Source organism: Actinomadura oligospora ATCC 43269 (genome assembly GCF_000518265.1).
GTDB classification, from domain to species: Bacteria; Actinomycetota; Actinomycetes; order Streptosporangiales; family Streptosporangiaceae; genus Spirillospora; species Spirillospora oligospora.
The window spans coordinates 164972-185051 of record NZ_JADG01000018.1 but is presented as its reverse complement, the minus strand read 5'-3'; the positions used below and the strand labels follow the sequence as shown (position 1 = coordinate 185051).

The window sequence follows — 20080 nt, the reverse complement described above, 5'->3', positions numbered from 1 at the left end:
CCACCCCCCACCCCAACGGCCACCGCCCCCACCCCTAACCCCACCCACCCCCAACCCCCCACGCCCCTCCACCCCGCACGCCTCCACCCCGCGTGGCCACGCTCCGCACGGCCTCGCCCCCCGCACGGCCTCGCCCCCGTGTGGCCTCGCTTACGCGCGGCGTCGCTTACGCGCGGCGTCGCTTACGCGCGGCCTTGCTACGGGTGGCGCTATTTCCGTGCGGCCTCGCCCGTGCGCCTCGCCGTGCGGCCTCGCCCGTGCGCCTCGCCGTGCGGCCTTGCTTCCGTGCGGCGTCACTTCCGCGCTGCCTCACCTGCGTGCGGCGTCACCTCCGTGCGTCCTTGCTTCCTTGCGGCGTCGCTTCTGCGCGGCCTCGTCCGTGTGGCCTCGCCTTCATGAGGACTTGCTTGAGCGTGGCGTTGCTTCGGCGTGCGCCCTTGCTTCTGTGCGGCGAGGGCCTGTGCGGGGTGGGCCGCTGGGCGGGTGAGGGGGCGCTTGGCGTGGGGCGCTGGGGCCGGGTCACTCCTTGTAGAGCCAGTCCTCCTCGTCGTCCTCGCGGCGGCGCGGGCGGGCGCGGGGGAGGGGGAGGTCGTGGCGGGTCACCGCGGGCGCGTGGGGGTGGGGCTCGGGAGGCGGTGCGGCCGCGGGCGTGGACGGGCGGGATGGTCGGTGGACGCGGCTCAGGGCCGCCAGGACGGCGCTGAGGAGGACGACGACGAGGACGCCTGCGAGTGGGTTCCAGGCGTCCGCCATGAGCAGGACCTGCGCGGTGACGGCGAGGACGGCGAACGCGCCCGCGGTGGCGGCGACCAGGCGGCCCAGCGGGTCGAGGCCGGACAGCAGGAGCCACCACGCGCCTGCGGGCGCGGCGAACAGCAGGAGCACGAGCGGCAGGCTCATGAGATCACCACGAACCTCTCGACGATCACCGCGACGACGCTGAGGAACAGCGGGACGGCGAGGACGGTCATCGGGCGCAGCCGCCACAGCTCGCCCGGCGGCAGCCGCAGCCGTCGCAGCTCGCGGGCGAGCAGGACGCCGAGCAGCACCGGCAGGTAGATCAGGCCCGCGGGCGTCCACGGCGACGAGCGCAGGCCGAGCCCGGACGGCCTGGGCACGGGCGGGTCGGGCTCGCCCGGTGGCCGCCGCAGGCGGTACACGGCGGCGTCGCGGTCGGCGAGGACGGTCTCGATGCGCGGGTCGGCGGCGAGCGCGGCGCGCATCCGGAGCGCGAAGTCCGGCGCCAGGCCCGCCGTGAGGACCTGGAAGTCCTCGTGGCCGCGGGTGGTGACGAAGAACCCGCCGGGCCCCTGCTCGCGCAGCCGCTGGATGATCTCCGAAAGGTCCGCCGGATCGCTCCGGTTCGCGATCACCGGGGTGTAGTTGAACCGCTCGAAGTCGCGGTAGGACCAGGGCATCACGGGCGTGCCGCCGACGAGGTCCGGATTGTCGGCGCTCATCCACACCACGCCGATCACGCCCCTGGTCTTCTGCGTCATGACGTCGAACGCGCGGACGTCGCTCGGCCGCACCTGCTCGTACTTCTCGTTGCCGTACCGGACGGTCAGGAACCCGCCGACCAGCAGAAACGCGAACATGGACGCCGCTGCCACGGCGGGCCAGTGGCGTCGCGTCCCCGTGCGGAACCGGCCCAGCCTCATGCGCACGCGCGGATCGCGCACTCGCGGCCCGTCGAAGGGAGCGGGGAAGAAGAGGTAGGCGACCAACAAGCACGCGGCGGGCAGCATGAAGAAGTAGATGCGCAGCGCGATCTCGCCGCCGTAGTTCTGCAGCCCGAACGACGAGAACGGCACCAGCAGCAGGACGAGCGCCACCCGGTCGTCGATTCCGCGCGCGCGTCGGCGCAGCAGTCCGAGGACGGCCATGCCGACGACGAGGACGGCGATGATGATGCGCAGTTGCTGCACGTCGGCGGTTTGCGGGCTGGTCTGGCTGATCCGCCCGCCGGTGCTCTGCTGGACGTTCTGGAACACGTTGCCGAGACCGCCGAACAGCTCACCCTTGCGGCTCGACCAGTATCCGACCGTCATGAAGCTGACCCAGGCCGCATACACGACGCCCGCGATGAAAGGCAGCCCGCGCAGGCTGCACCGACGCACCAGCACCAAGCCCGCGCACGAGGCGGTCATCAGGAACGGGGTGAGCTGGTGCGCGGCCGTCCCAACGAGGATCAGCAGGAACAGCAGGCATAGCAGGATCGTCCGTTCGCGGACGGATGCCTGCGGCGCGGGCAGTTCACCCGGATCCTTGGGGCCGAACAGCCAGTTGTGGAGACGCCACAAACCACCGGTGCGCTGCGCGGATTCCGGCGAACGACGGCGTCCGGCCCGTTGCGCCGTCTCGTCATGGTGACGGAACCAGTTCACCAGGATCGCGACGAAGTACAGGTAGAGAAGGTAGGCGAACGCCTGTGGGGAGAGGTAGTCCTGCCCGACCCAGTTGGCGGCGATGAACAGCCACGCGGCGAACCACTTCGCCCGCCACGTCGCCCGCAGCACCCGCAGGATCAGCATGTACGGGACGAGGTACATGAGGTCGGTGAGCGGCGGCGCCCATTTCAGGACCGGCGAGATGTCGTGCTGCCCGACCGCCTTCATGACGAACGCGACGAAAGCGAAGAAGCCGGGCGTGCTGAACCGGGCGTCCAGATCCCAGCCGACGGTGTGGGTGCGTTCGATGTACTCGATGAACCCGGCCGTCTGCCAGGCCGTCGGGAAGCGTGCCTCGGGCTCCAGCGCCTGCGCCACGCCGTGCAGGGTCGCGATGAGCACCAGGATCTGCGCGACCAGCAGCACCCGGTGCGGACGCGGCAGCGCGAGCGTCAGCATGAACGACAGGACGACCACCGCCGCGCCCACGAGCGTCGCGACCGGCAGGACGCTGATCAGCCCGAAACCGTTGGCCGCGTCCAGGTTCACGTGCCGCAGCGGGGACCAGAACAGCGCGGTGCCGAAGACCAGCAGCGCTGCGGCGGCGAGCGTCGCACCCCGGTCGGCGACCGCGGGGGCGCGCATCAGCGGCCCGGCGCGCTCTTCCGGTTCCTGGCGAACCGTCATGCTCAACTGATATCCCGCCCTCCGGCGGCGGGGAAGTCACCCGCCGGTCCGACCGGCCCACCCGCTTCGGGACGGGACGGAGCCGTCCCACGGATCGCGCGCACGAGTCCTGGCAGGACGAGGAAGGCGACGACCGTGTTCACCGCGAGGATCGCCATGCCGATGACGCCCAGGTGCCCGGGATCGATCAGCGGGAACAGCAGCCCCAGCACGGCCAGGAACCGGACGGCCTGGAGGAACGCGATCAGCCGGGTGCGGTTCTCCACCCGCAGGACGCCGATGTAGAGCTCGATCAGTGCCTTGGGCAACACCGCGAGCGCGAGGACCTGCAGCAGTGGGGCGCCGCGCGCCGCGTAATCATGCCCGAAGAACGCCAGCCCGAAGGGCGCGCCCACGACGACGACGAGCACGACCGGCGGCAGCAGCATCAGCGTGCGCCGCAGCGCCGCGCGCGCGGACGAGGTGAGCCGCTCGGTGTCGAACGAGCCCTCCACCGTCAGCGACATGGACAGCGTCAGCGCGAGCAGGTCGAGCATCATGCCGAGCGCCCACGCCATCTGGAAGTAGGCGTTGGCGTCCTCGGCCAGATGCGCGGCGACGATGACCGGGATCAGGCTGATCGACGCGTACTGGAACGCGCCGCCCAGGTACGCGCCGCCCAGATAGCGCCAGATGTCCTGGTGGGTCGGCCGCGGGCCACGGCCGAAGTTCTCCGCCCGGTGCCGGGGGATCAGCCGTCCGAAGATCAGGTAGCTGACCGGCGCGAGCGCCACCAGCACCGGGACGAACCAGGACAGCGTCACTCCGTCGGACGGGAACGCGCCCGCGACGGCGACCAGCAGCACGAGCTTGGCCAGCCCGAACGCCATGTTCACGATCGGCACCCAGCCCGCGTGGCGCAGGCCGGTGAACACGCCCTCCTGCTGGTTCCACAGGTTCCACGCGACCGCCATGACCAGGAACCACAGCGCCGACCGCCAGTCGTGCAGGTGCCGGAACGACGGCCCCCACCACGACAGCGTCGCGAGGAACCCGAGCGCGAGCAGCGCCGAGGCCGCCGCGCCCGTCCCGTAACAGACCAGCACGAGCGCGCGCGTGTGCCGCGCGGTCTGCGGGACGAACCGGATCAGCAGGAAGTTCAGCATCGTCACGCTGCCGACGAACATGATCGCCTGGATCACCGCCCAGTTGCGGCCCATGTCGTCCGGCGCGTACAGCTTGGCCCCGAGCGCCCAGTAACCGAGCCCCAGCAACCCGGTCAGGCCCCCGTTCACCACCAACGCGTACGCGTTGCGAAACAACGGATTCGACAACTCCCGCCGCAACCACCCCGGCCCGCCCCCGGCCCCCTCCACCCCTCCCTCACCAACCTCCCCCACCACCCCATCCCCGCCGTCCGCCACAGCACCACCGTCCGCCACAGCGCCGCCCCGGTCCGCCACAGCGCCGCCCTGGTCCGCCGCCGTGCCGCCGCGCTCCGCCGCCGTGCAGCGGTCCGCAGGAGCGTCTCGGTCCGCGGAAGCGTCGCCCTCCGCCGCGGTGCCGCTGCGGCCCGCCGCGCCTTGGCCCGCCGGAGCGTCGCGGTCTGCGGGAGCGTCGCCGTCCGCCGTGGTGCCGCCCCAGCCCGCTGCGCCGCTGCGGTCTGCCGCACCGCCGCGGTCCGTCGCCGCGCCTTCGTCCGCTGCGGTGGCGCCGTCTGGCGGAGCGTCGTGGTTTGGTGGAGCGTCGGTGCCTGCCGGGCGTGCTTCGTTGCTCGCTGTCACGGCCGTGTCTCCCGGCTTTCTGACGCGGGGGCCTCGTCGGGGTGAGGGGTGTTTCCGCGGCGTGGGGCTGGGACGCGGTGGGGGTCGGAGGGGCGGGGTGAGGTGAGGGCGTGGTGCGGGGCGGTGGCTCGGCGGAGGGCGTAGCGGGTGCGGCGGACGACGGCGTAGGCGCGGGTGAGGGCGTGGTCCTTGAGGAAGATCAGGGGGATGTCCCTCCCCTCGACGACGCGGGCGAACGTACGGGGCCGGGTCGTCGCGCGGACGGTCAGCCGGGGGACGGCGAGCGGGTCGGCCGCCCCGGCCGCCATCCGGTTGGCGACCGCGCACGCCGTGTCGTACCCCACCGCGCGCACCATCCGACGCACGCGCGCGCTGGAGTAGCCGAACGGATAGGCCATCGTCCGGACCGGCGCGCCGAGGCGCTCTTCCAGCAGGTCACGGCTGCGGACGAGCTCCTCGCGCAGCGCGTGGTCGTCGAGCTGGTCGAGCTGCGGATGACTGTGGCTGTGCCCGCCGATCTCGATGCCGTGCGCGGCGGCCTCGGCGGCCTGCGCCCACGAGAGCATGCGGTCGAGGGGACGTCCGGCGGCGTCGGCCCCTGCGTCCGCGAGCCACCCGGTGGTCACGAACACCGTCGCCGCGAACCCGTGCCGCTCCAGGATCGGCAGCGCGTTCTCGTGGAAGTCGGCGTACCCGTCGTCGAACGTGATGACCACCGGCCGCCGCGCGCGCGAGTGAGCGGCGGAGCCGAGGGCGGAGAAGGGGAGCGGGGTGAAGCCCTCGGCGGCAAGGTGCGCCATCTGGTCGGCGAACGCGGCGACCGGCACCGAGAGCCCGCGGGTCTCGGGCGTCGGGCGGTCAGTGACCGAGTGGTACATCAGGATCGCAACGGCGCGCTGGTCATCGGCCTGGTCGTTGGGTCGGTCGTCGGGGCGGTCAGCCTGAGGGTCGGCGGACCGGTCGTTGGTCTGGTCATTGGGCCGGTCGGCGGGCCGGTCGGTGGGTCGGTTGTCGGGCTGGTCGGCGGTCACTGGACGGTTTCCTCCCCGTTGGGACGGGCGGCCGCGCCGGGGGCGGCGTGCGGCGTGCGTCGTTCGGCGTACCTGCCGACGGCGTAGCCCCAGGCCGTCCACGCGAGCCCGACCGTGATGGCGGACGCGCGGCCGAGCCCGGAGAGGTCACCGCGGCAGGTGTCGCCGAGGCCGCGCAGGACGCCTTGGGGAAGGGTGCGGAGCGCGTGGGCGCGCTCGCTGGCGAGGCCGTCCTGCGTGCCGACACTGCGGGTGACCTGGGCCTTCGACAGTCCTTCGGCGTAGCAGCGTTCGCGGAAGTAGGGGAATCGGGCGCGTTCGGGCGGGACGCGGTGCCAGATGATCGCTTCGTCGTCGAGCAGCAGTTCGGACTCAGGGCTTCGTTGTCTCAGCCTGATGCAGAATTCGGTCTCCTCACAACCGAACGGCCTTCTGTGGATACCGCGTCCTATCCCTGTGCTGAAGCCACCGGCGATGGGGAACATCTCGCGCCTGAAGGAGGCGTTCCCGCCCATGAGGTTGCGTACGGGGCCTGCCTCTAGGCCGCGGTAGGTGCAACCCACCGTCCAGTCGAATTCCTCAGGGAACCAGCGGGGACGCGTTCCAGTGGACGTCGGCACAGGCGCGGCCACAAGTTCGGACGACGGCGTGGACCCCGGCCACATGGGCAGCGTCATCCCGCCCACGCCCGCGACGTAGGGGTCCGCATAGTGTCGGGAGAAGGCGCGCAGCCACCCGGGGGCGGCCACGGCGTCGTCGTCCAGGAACGCCACGACATCACCGTTCGCGACCGCGACACCGGTGTTCTTCCCTCCCGACAGGCCGCGCTCCTCGCGGTTCTCCACGACACGCACGTCCGGCAGGGACGCCTTGAGCCGTTCGTACAGCGCCGGGTTGTGGTCGATGACGAGGACGATCTCCTCGGGTGCGTACTCCTGCGCGCGTACGGAGGCGACGGCCGCGTGCACGTCGTCCCAGCGCTGCTCGGTGTACGCGCAGATCACCACAGAGATGCGGGGCTGGACCTTGAGAGGTTCGACCGGCGGCTTCTTCTTGAGCGGTTCCCTAGGGGGCTCGCCCGGGAGGGGAGTGGTCATCGGCTACGGCCCCTCAACTTGGCGTACGTCTTGAGAACACGGTCGGCCCGCTTGTACAGAGTCGGGTTGTCGAGGACGGCCCCACGCGCCTTGTTCAGCGGTGTGGTGCGCATCCAGTGCACGCCCGCGCCCGCGCTGCTGCGCGCGACGCGTCCTTCGGCGATCGGCATCTCGCGGCTCTTGAAGCCTTCCTTGAACTCCTTGCCGCCGCGGCCCATCGCGATTTCGGAGATGCCGTTCAGGGGGCAGCCCTCGGCCAGGCGCAGGTGGCCGATCATGCCGGGCGAGTACTTGCCGAAGCGGGTGTCGTAGGCGGGGAACCAGCCCGCCATGACGCCCTCGTTGCGCAGCCCGAAGTGCGCCGAGACGGGTTCGTCCCCTGCCCACAGGACGCTCAGCACCCCGAAACCGGTGCGGTGGAAGTGCTCCACCAAGGCGACGATCCACGCGCGCGCGAAGCGGTCGGTGCGGCCCGTCCGGTTGTACTGGTCGGACTTCCAGTCCATGAGGCGCCGCAGGTCTTCGGGGTCGTCCGAGGCGAACACGTAGCGGACGTCACCGACCTCCCGGCCGAGCTTGCGTTCCTTGTAGCGGATCGTCTTGTGCGTCTTGGGCGCGGCCCGCCGCATCTCCTCTTCGAAGGCGGCGAACCCGGCGCCGAGGTCCATGACGGGTTCGCTGCGGCGGACGGTGTGGTGCGCCGCGAAGGTGCGCTGTGCGGCCAGCAGGTGGTCGAAGTCCCACACCGCGAGGCCGCACGCGCGCAGCAAGGCGCGCGCGTTGAGCGCGAGGCCGGGCGGTGCGATCAGGCCCTGAAGGTCGGTGAGCCCGAACCCGACCGGATGTCCGATTCCCAGGGGGCCGCGCTCGAACGGGAAGAAGGCCACGATCTCCCCGGCGTCCTCGACGACGGCCACCAGGACGTTCGTCCGGCCGGGCCCCTCGCGGCGGAACCGGCCGACGCCGAGGGTGAACTCAGGCGCGAGGAAGGGGTTGGCCAGGTCGGGATCGGACGACTGGAGCGCGCGCCACCGTCCGATCTCGGTGGCGCCGAGATCGGACGGGCGGACGACGGAGATCCTCACTCGGTCCCCGTCCGGCTCAGCGCGGCGGCCCGCCAGGACAGCCGGAGGCGGTCGGGCGCGTCCTCCACGGACGCCGACGAGGACGCGCCCGCAGGGACGGACGCGGTGAGCGCTCCGGGGCACAGGTGCTCGGCCGCGGGCAGCGGCGCGCCCGCGCCCGCGTCCTCAGAAGCGAGCGGACCAGCGAACCGGAGCCGGACCATCGTGCGCAGCACGCGCCAGCCGTCACGCCAGGTGTTGAGGTTGGACACCCCGAACCGGCGCTCGGTCTCGTGGCTGGCGATCTCCGCGATGCGCAGGCCCGCCCGCACGGCGTTGACGCACATCTCGGTCTCGATCTCGAAACCGGTCGAACGCAGCCGCAGCGGCTCGACCGCGTCGCGGTGCAGCGCGACGTAGCCGTAGCACAGGTCGGTCCAGTTCTGGCGGTAGAGCCGGTTGGCGAGCCAGGTGAGGGCGCGGTTGCCATGGCGGCGGAGCCCGGTCAGGTCGTCCGAGCCGCCCCCGCAGCCATAGCGCGTGCCCTTGACGAACTGGTAGCCGCGGCGGAGCAGGGCGAGGAACGCGGAGAACTCCTCGGGGTCCATGCTGCCGTCGGCGTCCAGCATGATGATCATGTCGCAGGTGGCTGCCGCGAGCCCCTCGCGCATCGCGGCTCCCTTCCCCCGGGGCGGCTGCGAGATGACGCGGACGACGGGGTGCGGCCCGGGGACGAGCGAGTCCTGCGCGTACGCGGCGGCGAGCTCGCGCGTGCCGTCGGTGGACTCGCCGTCGACGATGACGATCTCGTCCAGCTCCTCGTTCGCGTACAGGCGGGGGAGGAGCCATTCGAGGTTCTCACGCTCGTTGAGCGTGGGGACGACGGCCGTGACGGTGCGCCATCGGCGGCCGTGGTCGGTGAGGTTCACGAGGTTGTCGCTATGGGCTCCGGCGGCCGTTCTCGGCACGCCGCCGGCGTGGGCCGTGTGATTGGAGGATGACATGGGAGACCCCGTAAGTAGTTGACGTCCTGACCCGTTTAGATGCCAGGTGCGCCCATCATGTTTGGAGGATCCGCCCGAGCACTCGTTTAAGTTGCGCAGGAACGCCTACGCACCTGGTACGGCTCCGGCAGGTAAGGGCATCATCACGGATTGCTGCGCCGGACAAATGTCCTTAAAACCGCCGTACCAGCACATGTGACCTGGCCGGATGTGGCCATTGCGATCAGTGTGACGAGTCAATGAAGATCGCAAGGAATGCCGTTCCATGCTCATTCGGCACCGGAATGTCTCCCCTTCCCGGATGTCCACGCCGATTCCAGGAATGGCCTGGGAGAAATCTGTGAACAGTCTGGGAGATCATTCCGTGAGATGTGCGAGTGATCTCAGGGGGACGGGAAGCCACGCGGGGCGATTGGCGGCTTCGTAACGCACTTCGTAGACAGCCTTGTCGAACTCCAGCGCCCGCAGCAGCATCTCGTGCCCGGCGGGATCCGGGCCTCCCGCCGACGCGTAGCCACGGCAGAACGCCGCCCGGTTGCGTGCCACCCACGCACGCGCGCGGCGCTCGAGGACCTGTTCCGCTTCGGGCGGCGTGTGCGGCCCAGCCGTGTGCAGGAACCTGGCGGCGTACTCGAACGAACGCAACATGCCCGCCACGTCCCGCAGCGGATGCGACGGCTCCCGGCGCTCCTCTGCGCTCCTTGCCGGTTCGCCCTCGAAGTCCAGCAGCACCCAGCCGGTGTCAGTGCGCATCACCTGGCCCAGGTGGTAGTCCCCGTGGACGCGCTGAACCGGCAGCGGGCGTTTCCACCTGCCCAGTGACGCGAACGCCGTGCCGATCACCTTCGCGTAGGGCTCGATCTCCGGGACGGTCGCGCGCACCCGCTCCAACTGGTCACGCATCCGGGCGGCCATCGCGCGCACGCGATCCGGAGGCAGTTCGGAACGGCCGAACGCCTTGGCGAGGTCTCTGTGGACGCTTGCCGTCGCTTCTCCCAGCCGCTCGGCCTCCGCCGCGAAGTCGCCGCCTGCGGAGCCCGCCCCTGCGCCCCGCTCGCCAACCGCGTCCACGCCGTCAACTGCGCTCACGCCCTCCCGCTGCTGCGGCTGCGTGAACCAGTCGCGGACGCTGGTGACGGCGAGTTTCCAGCCGTCCGTTCCCGTGCGCAGGTACTCCGACAAGAGCGCCAGCGTCGTGACGTCCTGGCCGCCCGCTTTCAGCTCCACCCACCCGTACACGCCCGGGACGTAGGCACAGCCGAGCTTGGTCAGCGCCAGGTTCACCTCAAGGTCGAGGTTCATGCCAGGGGAGAGCTTCCGGAACAGCTTGCAGATGTACTCGTCCCCGAAGATGAGCGAGGTGTTGCTCTGCTCGGCTGTGCTCACCGCAGGCACGAGGCCGGTGTTCAGCTCGGCCCCCGGAACGTGTCGGAAGCGGAGCGGCCCAATGACGGTCTCGTCGGCCATGTGGGTCAGCAGGCAGCGCGCCAGTTCCGGGTCGTGGACGGCGTCGAAGGCGTGGGCGGCGTCCTTGTAGGCACCGGTTCCGCCTCGTGTGCCCGCGTCCAGGGCGAGCCATCCGACCTCCGCCGGGCGCATCTGCTCCGGGAGGCTCCGCCGGAGCCCGAGCAGGAGCTGGTACTGCTGGTACCGCTCAGCCGCTCCGTCCTGCCGGACGTCCAGGACGAGATGGTGCAGGCCTGGATCTCCCGGGAGCAGCGCGGTCGCCGTCCCGATGCTGATCTCGCGGATCGGACGGTCCTTGCCCGCGAACCAGCGTTGGGCGGGGAGCCACTCGGCGAGGAGGTCGACCAAGGACGGGACGGAGGGCCACACGTCACATCACCTCTGGCGTGTCCGGAGGAGGAAGAAGGAACCAGTAGAAGCCGTGGCCGGGAAGCGTCAGCAGATAGGGCAGCTCGCCGATCGCGGGGAACTGCACGCCCCCCATGCACTCGATGGGGGTGGACCCCTGGAACCGCCTCAGGTCGAGCTCCACCGGCTGGGGGAAGCGCGACAGGTTGTTCACGCACAGGACGGTGTCCATGCCGCCCCAGTGGTTCGACTCCCCGTTGGGGATCTCGCGCACGAACGCGAGGACGCTCGGGTTGGACGCCGACAGCTCCACGAACGTGCCCACGCCGAACACCGGGTGCCGCCGCCGGATCTCGATCATCTTCCGGGTCCAGTTGAGCAGCGAGCCGGGGTTGTCGCGCTGCGCCTCGGTGTTGACGGCCTGGTAGCCGTAGATCGGGTCCATGATGAGCGGCAGGTACATGCGCGCCGGGTTGCAGCGCGAGAACCCGGCGTTGCGGTCGGGTGTCCACTGCATGGGTGTGCGGACGGCGTCGCGGTCGCCGAGCCAGATGTTGTCGCCCATGCCGATCTCGTCGCCGTAGTACAGGACGGGTGAGCCGGGCAGCGACAGCAGGAGGGCCGTGAACAGTTCCAGCTGGTTCCGGTCGTTGTCCAGTAGGGGTGCCAGCCGCCGGCGGATCCCGATGTTGGCCTTCATGCGCGGGTCCTTGGCGTACTCCGCGTACATGTAGTCGCGTTCCTCGTCGGTGACCATCTCCAGGGTCAGCTCGTCGTGGTTGCGCAGGAAGATGCCCCACTGGCAGTTTTCGGGGATCTTGGGGGTCTGCGCCATGATCTCGGAGATGGGGTAGCGCTGCTCCCGGCGCACCGCCATGAAGATGCGCGGCATCACCGGGAAGTGGAACGCCATGTGGCACTCGTCCCCGCCCGCGCCCGGGTCCCCGAAGTACTCGACCACGTCCCCGGGCCACTGGTTGGCCTCCGCCAGCAGCACCCGGTCGGGGTAAAGACGGTCCACCTCCGCGCGCACGCGCTTGAGGTAGGAGTGGGTCTCCGGCAGGTTCTCGCAGTTGGTCCCCTCGCGCGCGTACAGGTAGGGGACGGCGTCGAGGCGGAAGCCGTCGATGCCGAGGTCCAGCCAGAAGCGCAGGACTTCGAGCATCGCCTCTTGGACGGCGGGGTTGTCGTAGTTCAGGTCCGGCTGGTGCGAGAAGAAGCGGTGCCAGTAGTACTGCCCGCGCACGGGGTCGTAGGCCCAGTTGGACGTCTCGGTGTCGACGAAGATGACGCGGGCGTCCTGGTACCGGTCATCCCGGTCCGACCACATGTAGAAGTCGCCGAACGGGCCGTCCGGATCGGATCGCGACGCCTGGAACCAGGGATGCTGGTCGCTGGTGTGGTTCATGACGAGGTCCGCGATGACGCGGATCCCCCGCGCGTGCGCGGCCTCGATCAGCTCGACGAAGTCGCCCAGCTCCCCGAACTCCGGGAGGATCCTCGTGTAGTCGGCGATGTCGTAGCCGCCGTCCCGCAGCGGGGACTGGTAGATCGGCAGCAGCCACACGCAGTCGACGCCGAGCCACTGCAGGTGGTCGAGCTTGCTCACGAGGCCGCGCAGGTCGCCGTAGCCGTCGTGGTTGGAATCGGCGAAGCCCCGCACCGACACCTCGTAGAAGACGGCGGTCTTGAACCAGTGCGGGTCGCGCGGCGTCTCGGGATCGAAGGCGTCGGGGACCGGATCCGCCATCGTCGCAGAGAGGGCCTCTGGCGGGATTTCGGGGAGCGGGTCGACCTCGGGGAGCGGGACGGGCGGCCGGTCGTCCAGCGGCTCGTACGGGGCGTCACGGAGGGTGTCGTGGTCATGGCGGGGGGTGTCTTGCGGGGCGTGCGGGGCGTGCGCCGCCTCGCGGCGTGCTTCGCTCAACTCTGGCCTCTCCGGAGGGTGAAGATGTGAGCCGGTCGAACGTGAGGGTCGAGCCGCACGTAGTTGGCCTGCCGCCACGTGTAGGACTCGCCGGACAGCTCGTCGGTCACGACGAACTCCTCGTCCGCGCGCAGTCCCAGCGCGGGCAGGTCCAGGTGGACGGTCGCCTCACGGACCATGTGCGGGTTGAGGTTCACCACGGCCAGCACGACGTCGTCCTGCAGCGCCTTGGAGAACGCGATGAGCTCGGGCATGTCCACGTGGTGGAAGCGGAGATTTCGGAGTCGGTGCAGGGCGGGATGGGCGCGCCGGAAGGCGTTGAGCCTCGAGATCAGCGGCGCGATGCTCCGCCCCTCGCTCTCGGCCGCCTCCCAGTCGCGCGGACGGAACTGGTACTTCTCCGAGTCGCGGTACTCCTCACTGCCGGGACGGACGGGAACGTTCTCGATGAGTTCGTAACCGGAGTAGACCCCCCACGCGGGCGCGAGCAGGGCCGCCAGGACGGCCCGGATCTCGAACGCCGGACGGCCGCCGTGGACGAGGTACTCGTTGAGGATGTCGGGGGTGTTCACAAAGACGTTGGGGCGCATATAGCCCGCCGCGTCACCCGCGAGCTCCTGGAAGTACTCCTGCAGCTCCTCCTGGGAGTTCTTCCAGGTGAAGTACGTGTACGACTGGTGGAATCCCACCTTCGCCAGCGTGTGCATCATCGCCGGACGTGTGAACGCCTCCGCCAGGAACAGCACGTCCGGATCGGTGGCGGCGACGTCGGCCAGCAGCCGTTCCCAGAACGGAACGGGCTTGGTGTGCGGGTTGTCCACGCGGAAGATGCGCACGCCCTGGGACATCCAGTGCCGGACGACGCGGAGCACCTCGGCGTGGATGCCCTCGGGGTCGTTGTCGAAGTTGAGCGGGTAGATGTCCTGGTACTTCTTGGGCGGGTTCTCGGCGTAGGCGATCGTCCCGTCCGCGCGCGTGGTGAACCATTCCGGATGCTCGGTCACCCAGGGATGGTCCGGAGCGCACTGCAACGCCAGATCGAGCGCGACCTCCAGGCCGAGGCCACGCGCATAGTCAACGAAGGCGCGGAAGTCCTCCAGCGTGCCCAGATCCGGGTGGACGGCGTCGTGTCCGCCCTCTTCGGAGCCGATCGCCCAGGGAGAGCCCGGATCGTACGGACCCGCCTCCAGGGTGTTGTTGGGCCCTTTGCGGAACGTCCTGCCGATGGGGTGGATGGGCGGGAGGTACACCACGTCGAAGCCCATCTCGGTGATGGCAGGCAGGCGCTTCATGGCGGTCCGGAACGTTCCCGACATCGGCCCACGCCGTCCCATGGGGTCGTACGACGCGCCTTCGGAACGTGGGAAGAACTCGTACCAGGCTCCGAACAGCGCGCGCTCGCGATGGACGGCCAGGGGCAACCACTCGGTCGTCGTCAGCAGGTCGCGTAGCGGGTGGCGTTCCTCGATCTCGAGGACGTCCGATGCCGCTGCCGCGTCCAGGCGCTCGCCTTGGGGAATCGTGCGGTCCTTGAGAGTCGCCACCACGCGCATGAGGATGGGACGCGCCGCCTCGGGCACCTGCTTGGAGGCACGGGCGAACAACTTCGCGCCTTCGCGGAACATGAGTTCTACGTCCTGCCCACGCGGAATCTTGATCTCGGCGTCGTGCCGCCAGTGCGCGATGGGATCGCCCCACGCTTCGACGCGGTAGTGCCAGAGGCCCTCGGACGCGGGTGTCACCTCGGCCGCATACCTGTCCAGCCCTTGGCCGACCTCGTGCATGCGCGCGGATTGAACCGTCTCCCCGTCGGGTGCGCGTAGGGCGACGGCGCAGCCGAGCATCTCGTGGCCCTCACGGAACACCGTCGCGCTGACCTCGACCGATTCGCCTTCGACGGCCTTGGCGGGCCAGCGTCCGCCGCCCACCAGCGGCGCGATGTCGAGTATCGGAATCCGCCCGATCGTCATCATTTCGTGCATCGAGGACGTTCCGGACTCGACTCGCATGCGGCATCCCCTACCCGTTCGCGTTGACCAAAACCGTCCATGCCCGCGATCGGCCGGATGCCGCCGCAGGGGCTCGTGACTTTTCGCTACATTCCGGCTACCTCTCGCTGGCCGGGGTCGGACGCGCGCGAACTCCCGCACCGCGCGGCTCGTCGTCCCAGGTGTGCCGCATCCGCCGCATCACATCCCGATCGAGGCCGTCCGCGCGCTGACGCTCTGGACGGTCCTCGCCCTCGGCGCGGTCGGCGCGTGGCGTCCGCTCGTCCGCCGGTACGGCTGGGCTCCACCGGCAACGCTCGCCCTGCTGTTGTGGACGTGCCTGATCCTCGCCATGACCGTCCCCATGACGGTGGAGCCGGGTGTCGGGGAGCGGCTGTCGATGTGCATGTCGCATCCGGTCGCCCATGCCGCCTGGTCGGTACGCACGTTCGGCGACCGTGGCCTGGAGGACGTCATGAACGTCGCGCTGTGGGGGCCGTCCGGAGCACTTTCCGTTGTTGCCACCAGGCGTGCAGTCGCGGCACCCGCGTTCTTGTCGCTGACGTTCGTCGTTGTGGAGTTCCTACAAACGCTCGATCCCGGGCGTGAATGCGACCCGGGTGACATGGTCTACAACTCGGCCGGGCTCGCCATCGGCGCGATCACCGCCGTCCTTGCGCTGCGCGTCCGCAACGCCATTCGTGTCCCTCGGTGACGGCGGATGCCTATGGGTGAGGGTCTTGTCGTGAGGGTCGCGCGCGCAGGAGCCAGCGCCTAGCGTGGCGGTGCGTGAAGGCAATCCGTAGATTCACCGTACGTACCGTCCTTCCAGAACCCCTCCGTGCCCTTGAAGAGCTGATCCTCAACCTCCGCTGGTCGTGGCACCACGAGACCTTGGATCTGTTCCGCGAGGTCGATCCCGCGCTGTGGGAAGAGGTCCGGCACGACCCCGTCAAACTGCTGGGCGAGGTCGGTCCCGAGCGCCTGGAACTGCTCACGCATGACCGCCGGTTCCTGCGACGCCTGCACGACGCGGCCGACGACCTGCGCGAGTACCTGACCGAACCGCGCTGGTACCAGGCGCTCGCGGACGGGCAGCCGCGCGCCGTCGCGTACTTCTCGCCCGAGTACGGAATCACCGCCGCTCTGCCGCAGTACTCGGGTGGCCTTGGCATCCTGGCCGGGGACCACCTCAAAACCGCCAGCGACATGGGTGTGCCCATCATCGGCGTCGGCCTGCTCTACAGGCACGGCTACTTCTCGCAGTCGCTCTCACCCGACGGGTGGCAGCTGGAGCGCTACCCACCGATCGACCCAAACGGCCTGCCCCTGATACTCCTCCGGGACGAGAACGGCGATCCGGTGCGGATTTCCATTGGGCTGCCCCAGGGACGTGACCTGCACGCGCAGGTGTGGCTCGCCCGCGTAGGGCGCGTCCCACAGCTCCTCCTCGATTCGGACGTCGAAGACAACGACCAAGCCGCGCGAGACATCACCGACCGTCTCTATGGAGGAGGCGGTGACCACCGTCTGCTGCAAGAGATGCTGCTAGGGATCGGTGGTGTACGGGCCATTCGGGCCTACTGCCGTATCAGCGGCCACCCGGAACCCGAGGTGTTCCATACGAACGAGGGCCATGCGGGCTTCCTCGGGCTGGAACGCATCCGCGAGCTGGTCTCCGACGAAGGGCTCGATTTCGAGGAAGCGCTCGAGGCGACACGTGCGGGCACCGTGTTCACCACGCACACGCCCGTCCCGGCCGGAATCGACCGCTTCCCAAGAGAGCTGGTCCGAAAGTACTTCGGCGGGACGAACGAGGACCACGACGTCCCAGTGGAACGCATCCTCGAACTCGGTGCCGAGGACTATCCGGACGGCGACCCAACGGTCTTCAACATGGCCGTTATGGGGATGCGTCTGGCGCAGCGCGTCAACGGCGTTTCCAAGCTGCACGGCGAGGTCAGCCGGGACATGTTCGGTGGCCTGTGGGGAGGGTTCGACAAGGCCGAAGTGCCGATCGGGTCCATCACGAACGGCGTCCATGCCGGGACCTGGGTCGGACGCGAAATCCTCGAACTCGCCGCCCGCGAGGTGCCGTCCGTAGTGGAAGCGGCACAGGGCTGGGAGAAAGTACGTGACGTCTCAGAACGTGAGATCTGGCAGGTTCGGCGAGTCCTGCGCGAACGGCTTGTGCGGAGCGCGCGGACGAGGTTGCGCGAGTCGTGGCGCACACGCGGCGCGAGCGAGGCCGAAACGGCATGGATCGACGAGGCCCTCGATCCCGATGTCCTGACCATCGGGTTCGCGCGCCGCGTTCCGTCCTACAAACGGCTCACGTTGATGATGCGGGATCCGGAGCGGCTGCGAGCGATCCTGCTCGACCCCGACCGTCCCGTGCAGATCGTCATCGCAGGCAAGGCTCACCCGGCGGACGAGGGCGGCAAGCGGCTCATCCAGGACATCGTGCGGTTCGCCGACGCCGAGGACGTCCGGCACCGCGTCGTCTTCCTCCCGGACTACGACATCGCCCTCGGGCGGCTGCTCGTCCAGGGCTGCGACGTGTGGCTGAACAACCCGCTGAGGCCCCTGGAGGCGTGCGGGACGTCCGGGATGAAGGCCGCCCTCAACGGGGCGCTCAACCTGTCCGTGAGGGACGGCTGGTGGGACGAGTGGTACGACGGCCAGAACGGCTGGGCCGTCCCGTCCGCCGACGGACTGGCCGGGCCGGACCGCCGCGACGCCCTGGAGGCCGCCGCCCTGTACGAACTGCTCGAGGACCACGTCTCGGTGATCTTCTACGACCGCGACGCTTCCGGACTGCCCAGGCGATGGCTCGAAATGGTGAAGCACACCATCGCGACGCTCGGGCCCAAGGTGCTCGCCACACGGATGCTTCGCGACTACGTCATGGAGTACTACACGCCCGCCGCCGTGTCCGCGCGCGCGATGGGCGCCGACGGATACGCGGGCGCGCGAGCCCTCGCAGCGTGGAAACAGCGGATCCGTAAGGCCTGGCAGGGCGTGGCCGTCGAACACGTCGAAACACAGGGCGAGGAGAGCCCGCACGTGGGGACGCGCCTGACGGTCCGTGTGGTCGTGGACCTCGGCGGGCTGGAACCGTCCGATGTCGCCGTGGAGGTCGCCTACGGACGGGTGGACGAGACCGACGCCATCGTCGAACCGTCCTATCTGGAACTGACCGTCCCAGAGCCCACCGATGACGGACGGCTCCGCTATGCGGGCGAGGTGCCGCTCGTGCGCAGCGGGGCGTTCGGCTACAGCGTCCGCGTCGTCCCACGGCATGCGATGCTCTCCAGCCGTGCGGAGATGGGCCTGGTGGCACTCCCACCCGCACCGCACGGAATGACGAACGGCGACCTCCGCTAAGAGGGATCGGTAAAGGCGGGCGCTGCCTTTACGGTCGCGCCCGCCCCACCGTTCAGAAGGTCAAGCGTCGTCCTCGTCCGGGATGGGATCGGGCATACGCCAGGTGGTCACCAGCAGCGGCAACGCCGCGACCGTGACCAGGAGCGCCACGAAGGTGACGACCACGGCCGCGGACGGCGAGTGGTCGCCGTCTGAGGTCATCCCCAACTCGATCCCGAACAGCGCGGCGAACAGCAGCATCACGGTCATGCGGTGCGACGTCGAGTGCGCGCGCAGCTTCTCCAAGGCCTGCCGCTCGTCCAGCAGGTGGTCGGGGAGGCGGGTGGTGCCGCGCGTGACCACGACCATCTGCCCGAGGACCAAGGCCCCGGCGACGAGGCCGATCCCATCGCACGCCAACGTCACGTACATGGCGGTGTCGCTGGGAGCCAACGCCCAGCAGACGACCGTGCTGACGTAGAACAGCGCCAGGCACGCGATGCCCGCGCGCACGAGGTTGCGCCGTCCGTTCTGTGTCGCGTACCGGCCTGGCACCTCGGTCTGGAGGACGGCCAACAGTCTTTCCTCGCGCTTGGTGCGGGGGGTCGTCATTTGTCGTCTCCCTACAAATTGGTGCTGCCGATGAGCGGGAACGGCCTCAGTGAGAAGACCACCTCCACCGGCACCTCGAAGTACTCGGCGATCTGGAGAGCCAGATGCAGGCTGGGGCTGTACTCGCCCCGCTCCAGATAGCCGACCGTCTGGTAGTGCACGCCGAGCGCCGTCGCCAGCTCGCGCCGCGACACGCCCCGCTCCGCCCGCAACACCGCGATGCGGTTGTGCACGAGCTCCTTGTCCTTGTCCGTCGGCACCGGCCTCGCCATCTCCTGCCACCGTAGAACTCTGACTGTTGATAGTAGGTCTACTACATCTGATTGCAGAGGCGCAAGAAACCGCCAGATGCCTGCTGCCGCCGACTCCCGGTGCGCGGCCTTGTCAGGACGACCAAGATCGGCTTGGCTCGTTCTGCCAGGAACCCTGGGACGCGAGTGGAGGTGCGGGCGGATGAAGGTGTTCGTCTCGGTGGACATGGAGGGCATCACCGGGCTCACCGACCCCGAGGAGATGCGCGCGGGCGGACGCGGCTACGAGCGCGGCTGCGAGCTGATGACCGCCGACGCCAACGCCGTCATCACCGCCGCGTTCGACGCCGGGGCGGACAAGGTCGTCGTGGCCGACGCCCACGGCAACGGCAAGAACCTGCGCGTCGACCTCATCGACGAGCGCTGCACCCTCGTTCGCGGCCCGTACAAGCCCATGCGCATGGCCGAGGGGCTCGGCAACTGGTGCGACGTCGCCATGTACGTCGGCTACCACGCCCGCGCGGGGACGCCCCGCGGCGTCCTGAACCACACCTGGATGGGACGCGAGATCCAGAACGTCACCTTCAACGGCGAGGTCGCGGGGGAGATCCGGCTGATGGCCGCCTACGCCTCCAGCCTCGGCGTCCCGGTCGGACTGGTCACAGGGGACGTCGCGGCCTGCGCCGAGGCGCGCGAGGTGCTCGGCGAGGTGGCCACCGTCGCGGTCAAGAAGGGCAGCGACCGCTACGCCGCCGAGCTCGTCCCGCCCGCCCGCGCCCACCGCATGATCAACGAGGCCGCGCGCGCCGTGCTCGCCTCACCCGACCGCTGGCGCAGGCACGACGTCGAACCGCCCTACACGCTCGGCGTCGAATGGAGCTCCACCGCGATCGCCCAGTCCTGCGAGGTCGTCCCCGGCGTGCGCCTCACCGGCCCGCGCACCACCGAGTTCAGCACCGACGACTTCCACGAGATCGTCGGCCTCCTCGGCGTCTGGTCCACCATCGCGGGCGACGTCGGCTGCACCGGCCGCCACTACGGCTGACCCTCGCCCACCGGCTGACCGCGCCCACCACGGCTGCACC

General features: G+C 69.8%; 15 protein-coding genes. 3 read left to right on the top strand and 12 right to left on the bottom strand.

Going from position 1 to position 20080, the window contains the following annotated elements; genetic code table 11:
- Positions 1–519: 519 nt before the first annotated feature.
- The 10 genes from P696_RS53005 to P696_RS0126910 form a co-directional block, all read right to left on the bottom strand.
- Positions 520–900, bottom strand: coding sequence for a hypothetical protein (locus tag P696_RS53005; RefSeq protein WP_051468222.1), 381 nt, complete (start codon positions 898–900; stop codon positions 520–522).
- The gene (locus P696_RS48380; protein WP_051468221.1) at positions 897–3077 is read right to left on the bottom strand and encodes a hypothetical protein; all 2181 of its coding nucleotides are present in this window, start codon (positions 3075–3077) and stop codon (positions 897–899) included. The genes P696_RS53005 and P696_RS48380 overlap by 4 nt, the downstream gene beginning before the upstream one ends.
- A 2-nt stretch (positions 3078–3079) precedes the next feature.
- A complete protein-coding gene (locus P696_RS48375) occupies positions 3080–4351 on the bottom strand; it encodes a polysaccharide biosynthesis protein (RefSeq protein WP_157429933.1) in 1272 nt (423 codons plus the stop codon).
- Positions 4352–4836: 485 nt separating this feature from the next.
- On the bottom strand, positions 4837–5871 hold the full coding sequence (locus tag P696_RS58860; protein ID WP_064744125.1) for a polysaccharide deacetylase family protein: 1035 nt from the start codon (positions 5869–5871) through the stop codon (positions 4837–4839).
- On the bottom strand, positions 5868–6968 hold the full coding sequence (locus tag P696_RS48365; RefSeq protein ID WP_084338189.1) for a glycosyltransferase family 2 protein: 1101 nt from the start codon (positions 6966–6968) through the stop codon (positions 5868–5870). The genes P696_RS58860 and P696_RS48365 overlap by 4 nt, the downstream gene beginning before the upstream one ends.
- On the bottom strand, positions 6965–8053 hold the full coding sequence (locus P696_RS0126930; protein WP_026414757.1) for a GNAT family N-acetyltransferase: 1089 nt from the start codon (positions 8051–8053) through the stop codon (positions 6965–6967). Before P696_RS0126930 ends, P696_RS48365 begins: the two co-directional genes overlap by 4 nt.
- Entirely contained in the window at positions 8050–8961 is a 912-nt protein-coding gene (locus tag P696_RS48360; RefSeq protein WP_245627819.1) for a glycosyltransferase family 2 protein, read from the bottom strand. The genes P696_RS0126930 and P696_RS48360 overlap by 4 nt, the downstream gene beginning before the upstream one ends.
- A gap of 432 nt (positions 8962–9393) precedes the next feature.
- A complete protein-coding gene (locus P696_RS0126920; RefSeq protein ID WP_051468219.1) occupies positions 9394–10872 on the bottom strand; it encodes a maltokinase N-terminal cap-like domain-containing protein in 1479 nt (492 codons plus the stop codon).
- 1 nt (position 10873) lies between these two features.
- Entirely contained in the window at positions 10874–12601 is a 1728-nt protein-coding gene (treS, locus tag P696_RS0126915; RefSeq protein WP_026414755.1) for a maltose alpha-D-glucosyltransferase, read from the bottom strand.
- A 173-nt stretch (positions 12602–12774) separates the two neighbouring features.
- Positions 12775–14787: an alpha-1,4-glucan--maltose-1-phosphate maltosyltransferase gene (locus tag P696_RS0126910; RefSeq protein WP_170026588.1), complete on the bottom strand. Its 2013-nt coding sequence runs from the start codon at positions 14785–14787 to the stop codon at positions 12775–12777.
- A 163-nt stretch (positions 14788–14950) separates the two neighbouring features.
- Here P696_RS0126910 and P696_RS0126905 point away from each other — a divergent pair, with 163 nt between their 5' ends.
- The gene (locus P696_RS0126905; RefSeq protein WP_026414753.1) at positions 14951–15481 is read left to right on the top strand and encodes a VanZ family protein; all 531 of its coding nucleotides are present in this window, start codon (positions 14951–14953) and stop codon (positions 15479–15481) included.
- Positions 15482–15555: 74 nt separating this feature from the next.
- Positions 15556–18153, top strand: coding sequence for an alpha-glucan family phosphorylase (glgP, locus tag P696_RS0126900; RefSeq protein ID WP_026414752.1), 2598 nt, complete (start codon positions 15556–15558; stop codon positions 18151–18153).
- A 60-nt stretch (positions 18154–18213) separates the two neighbouring features.
- On the opposite strand, the gene P696_RS0126895 is transcribed toward glgP, so the two are convergent.
- The gene (locus tag P696_RS0126895) at positions 18214–18744 is read right to left on the bottom strand and encodes a hypothetical protein (protein ID WP_026414751.1); all 531 of its coding nucleotides are present in this window, start codon (positions 18742–18744) and stop codon (positions 18214–18216) included.
- An 11-nt stretch (positions 18745–18755) separates the two neighbouring features.
- Complete coding sequence (locus P696_RS0126890; protein ID WP_034487054.1) at positions 18756–19016, bottom strand: helix-turn-helix transcriptional regulator; 261 nt, start codon at positions 19014–19016, stop codon at positions 18756–18758.
- A 181-nt stretch (positions 19017–19197) separates the two neighbouring features.
- Here P696_RS0126890 and P696_RS0126885 point away from each other — a divergent pair, with 181 nt between their 5' ends.
- Positions 19198–20040 (top strand): M55 family metallopeptidase, encoded by an 843-nt coding sequence (locus P696_RS0126885; protein WP_034487050.1) that lies wholly within the window; start codon positions 19198–19200, stop codon positions 20038–20040.
- Positions 20041–20080 lie beyond the last annotated feature (40 nt).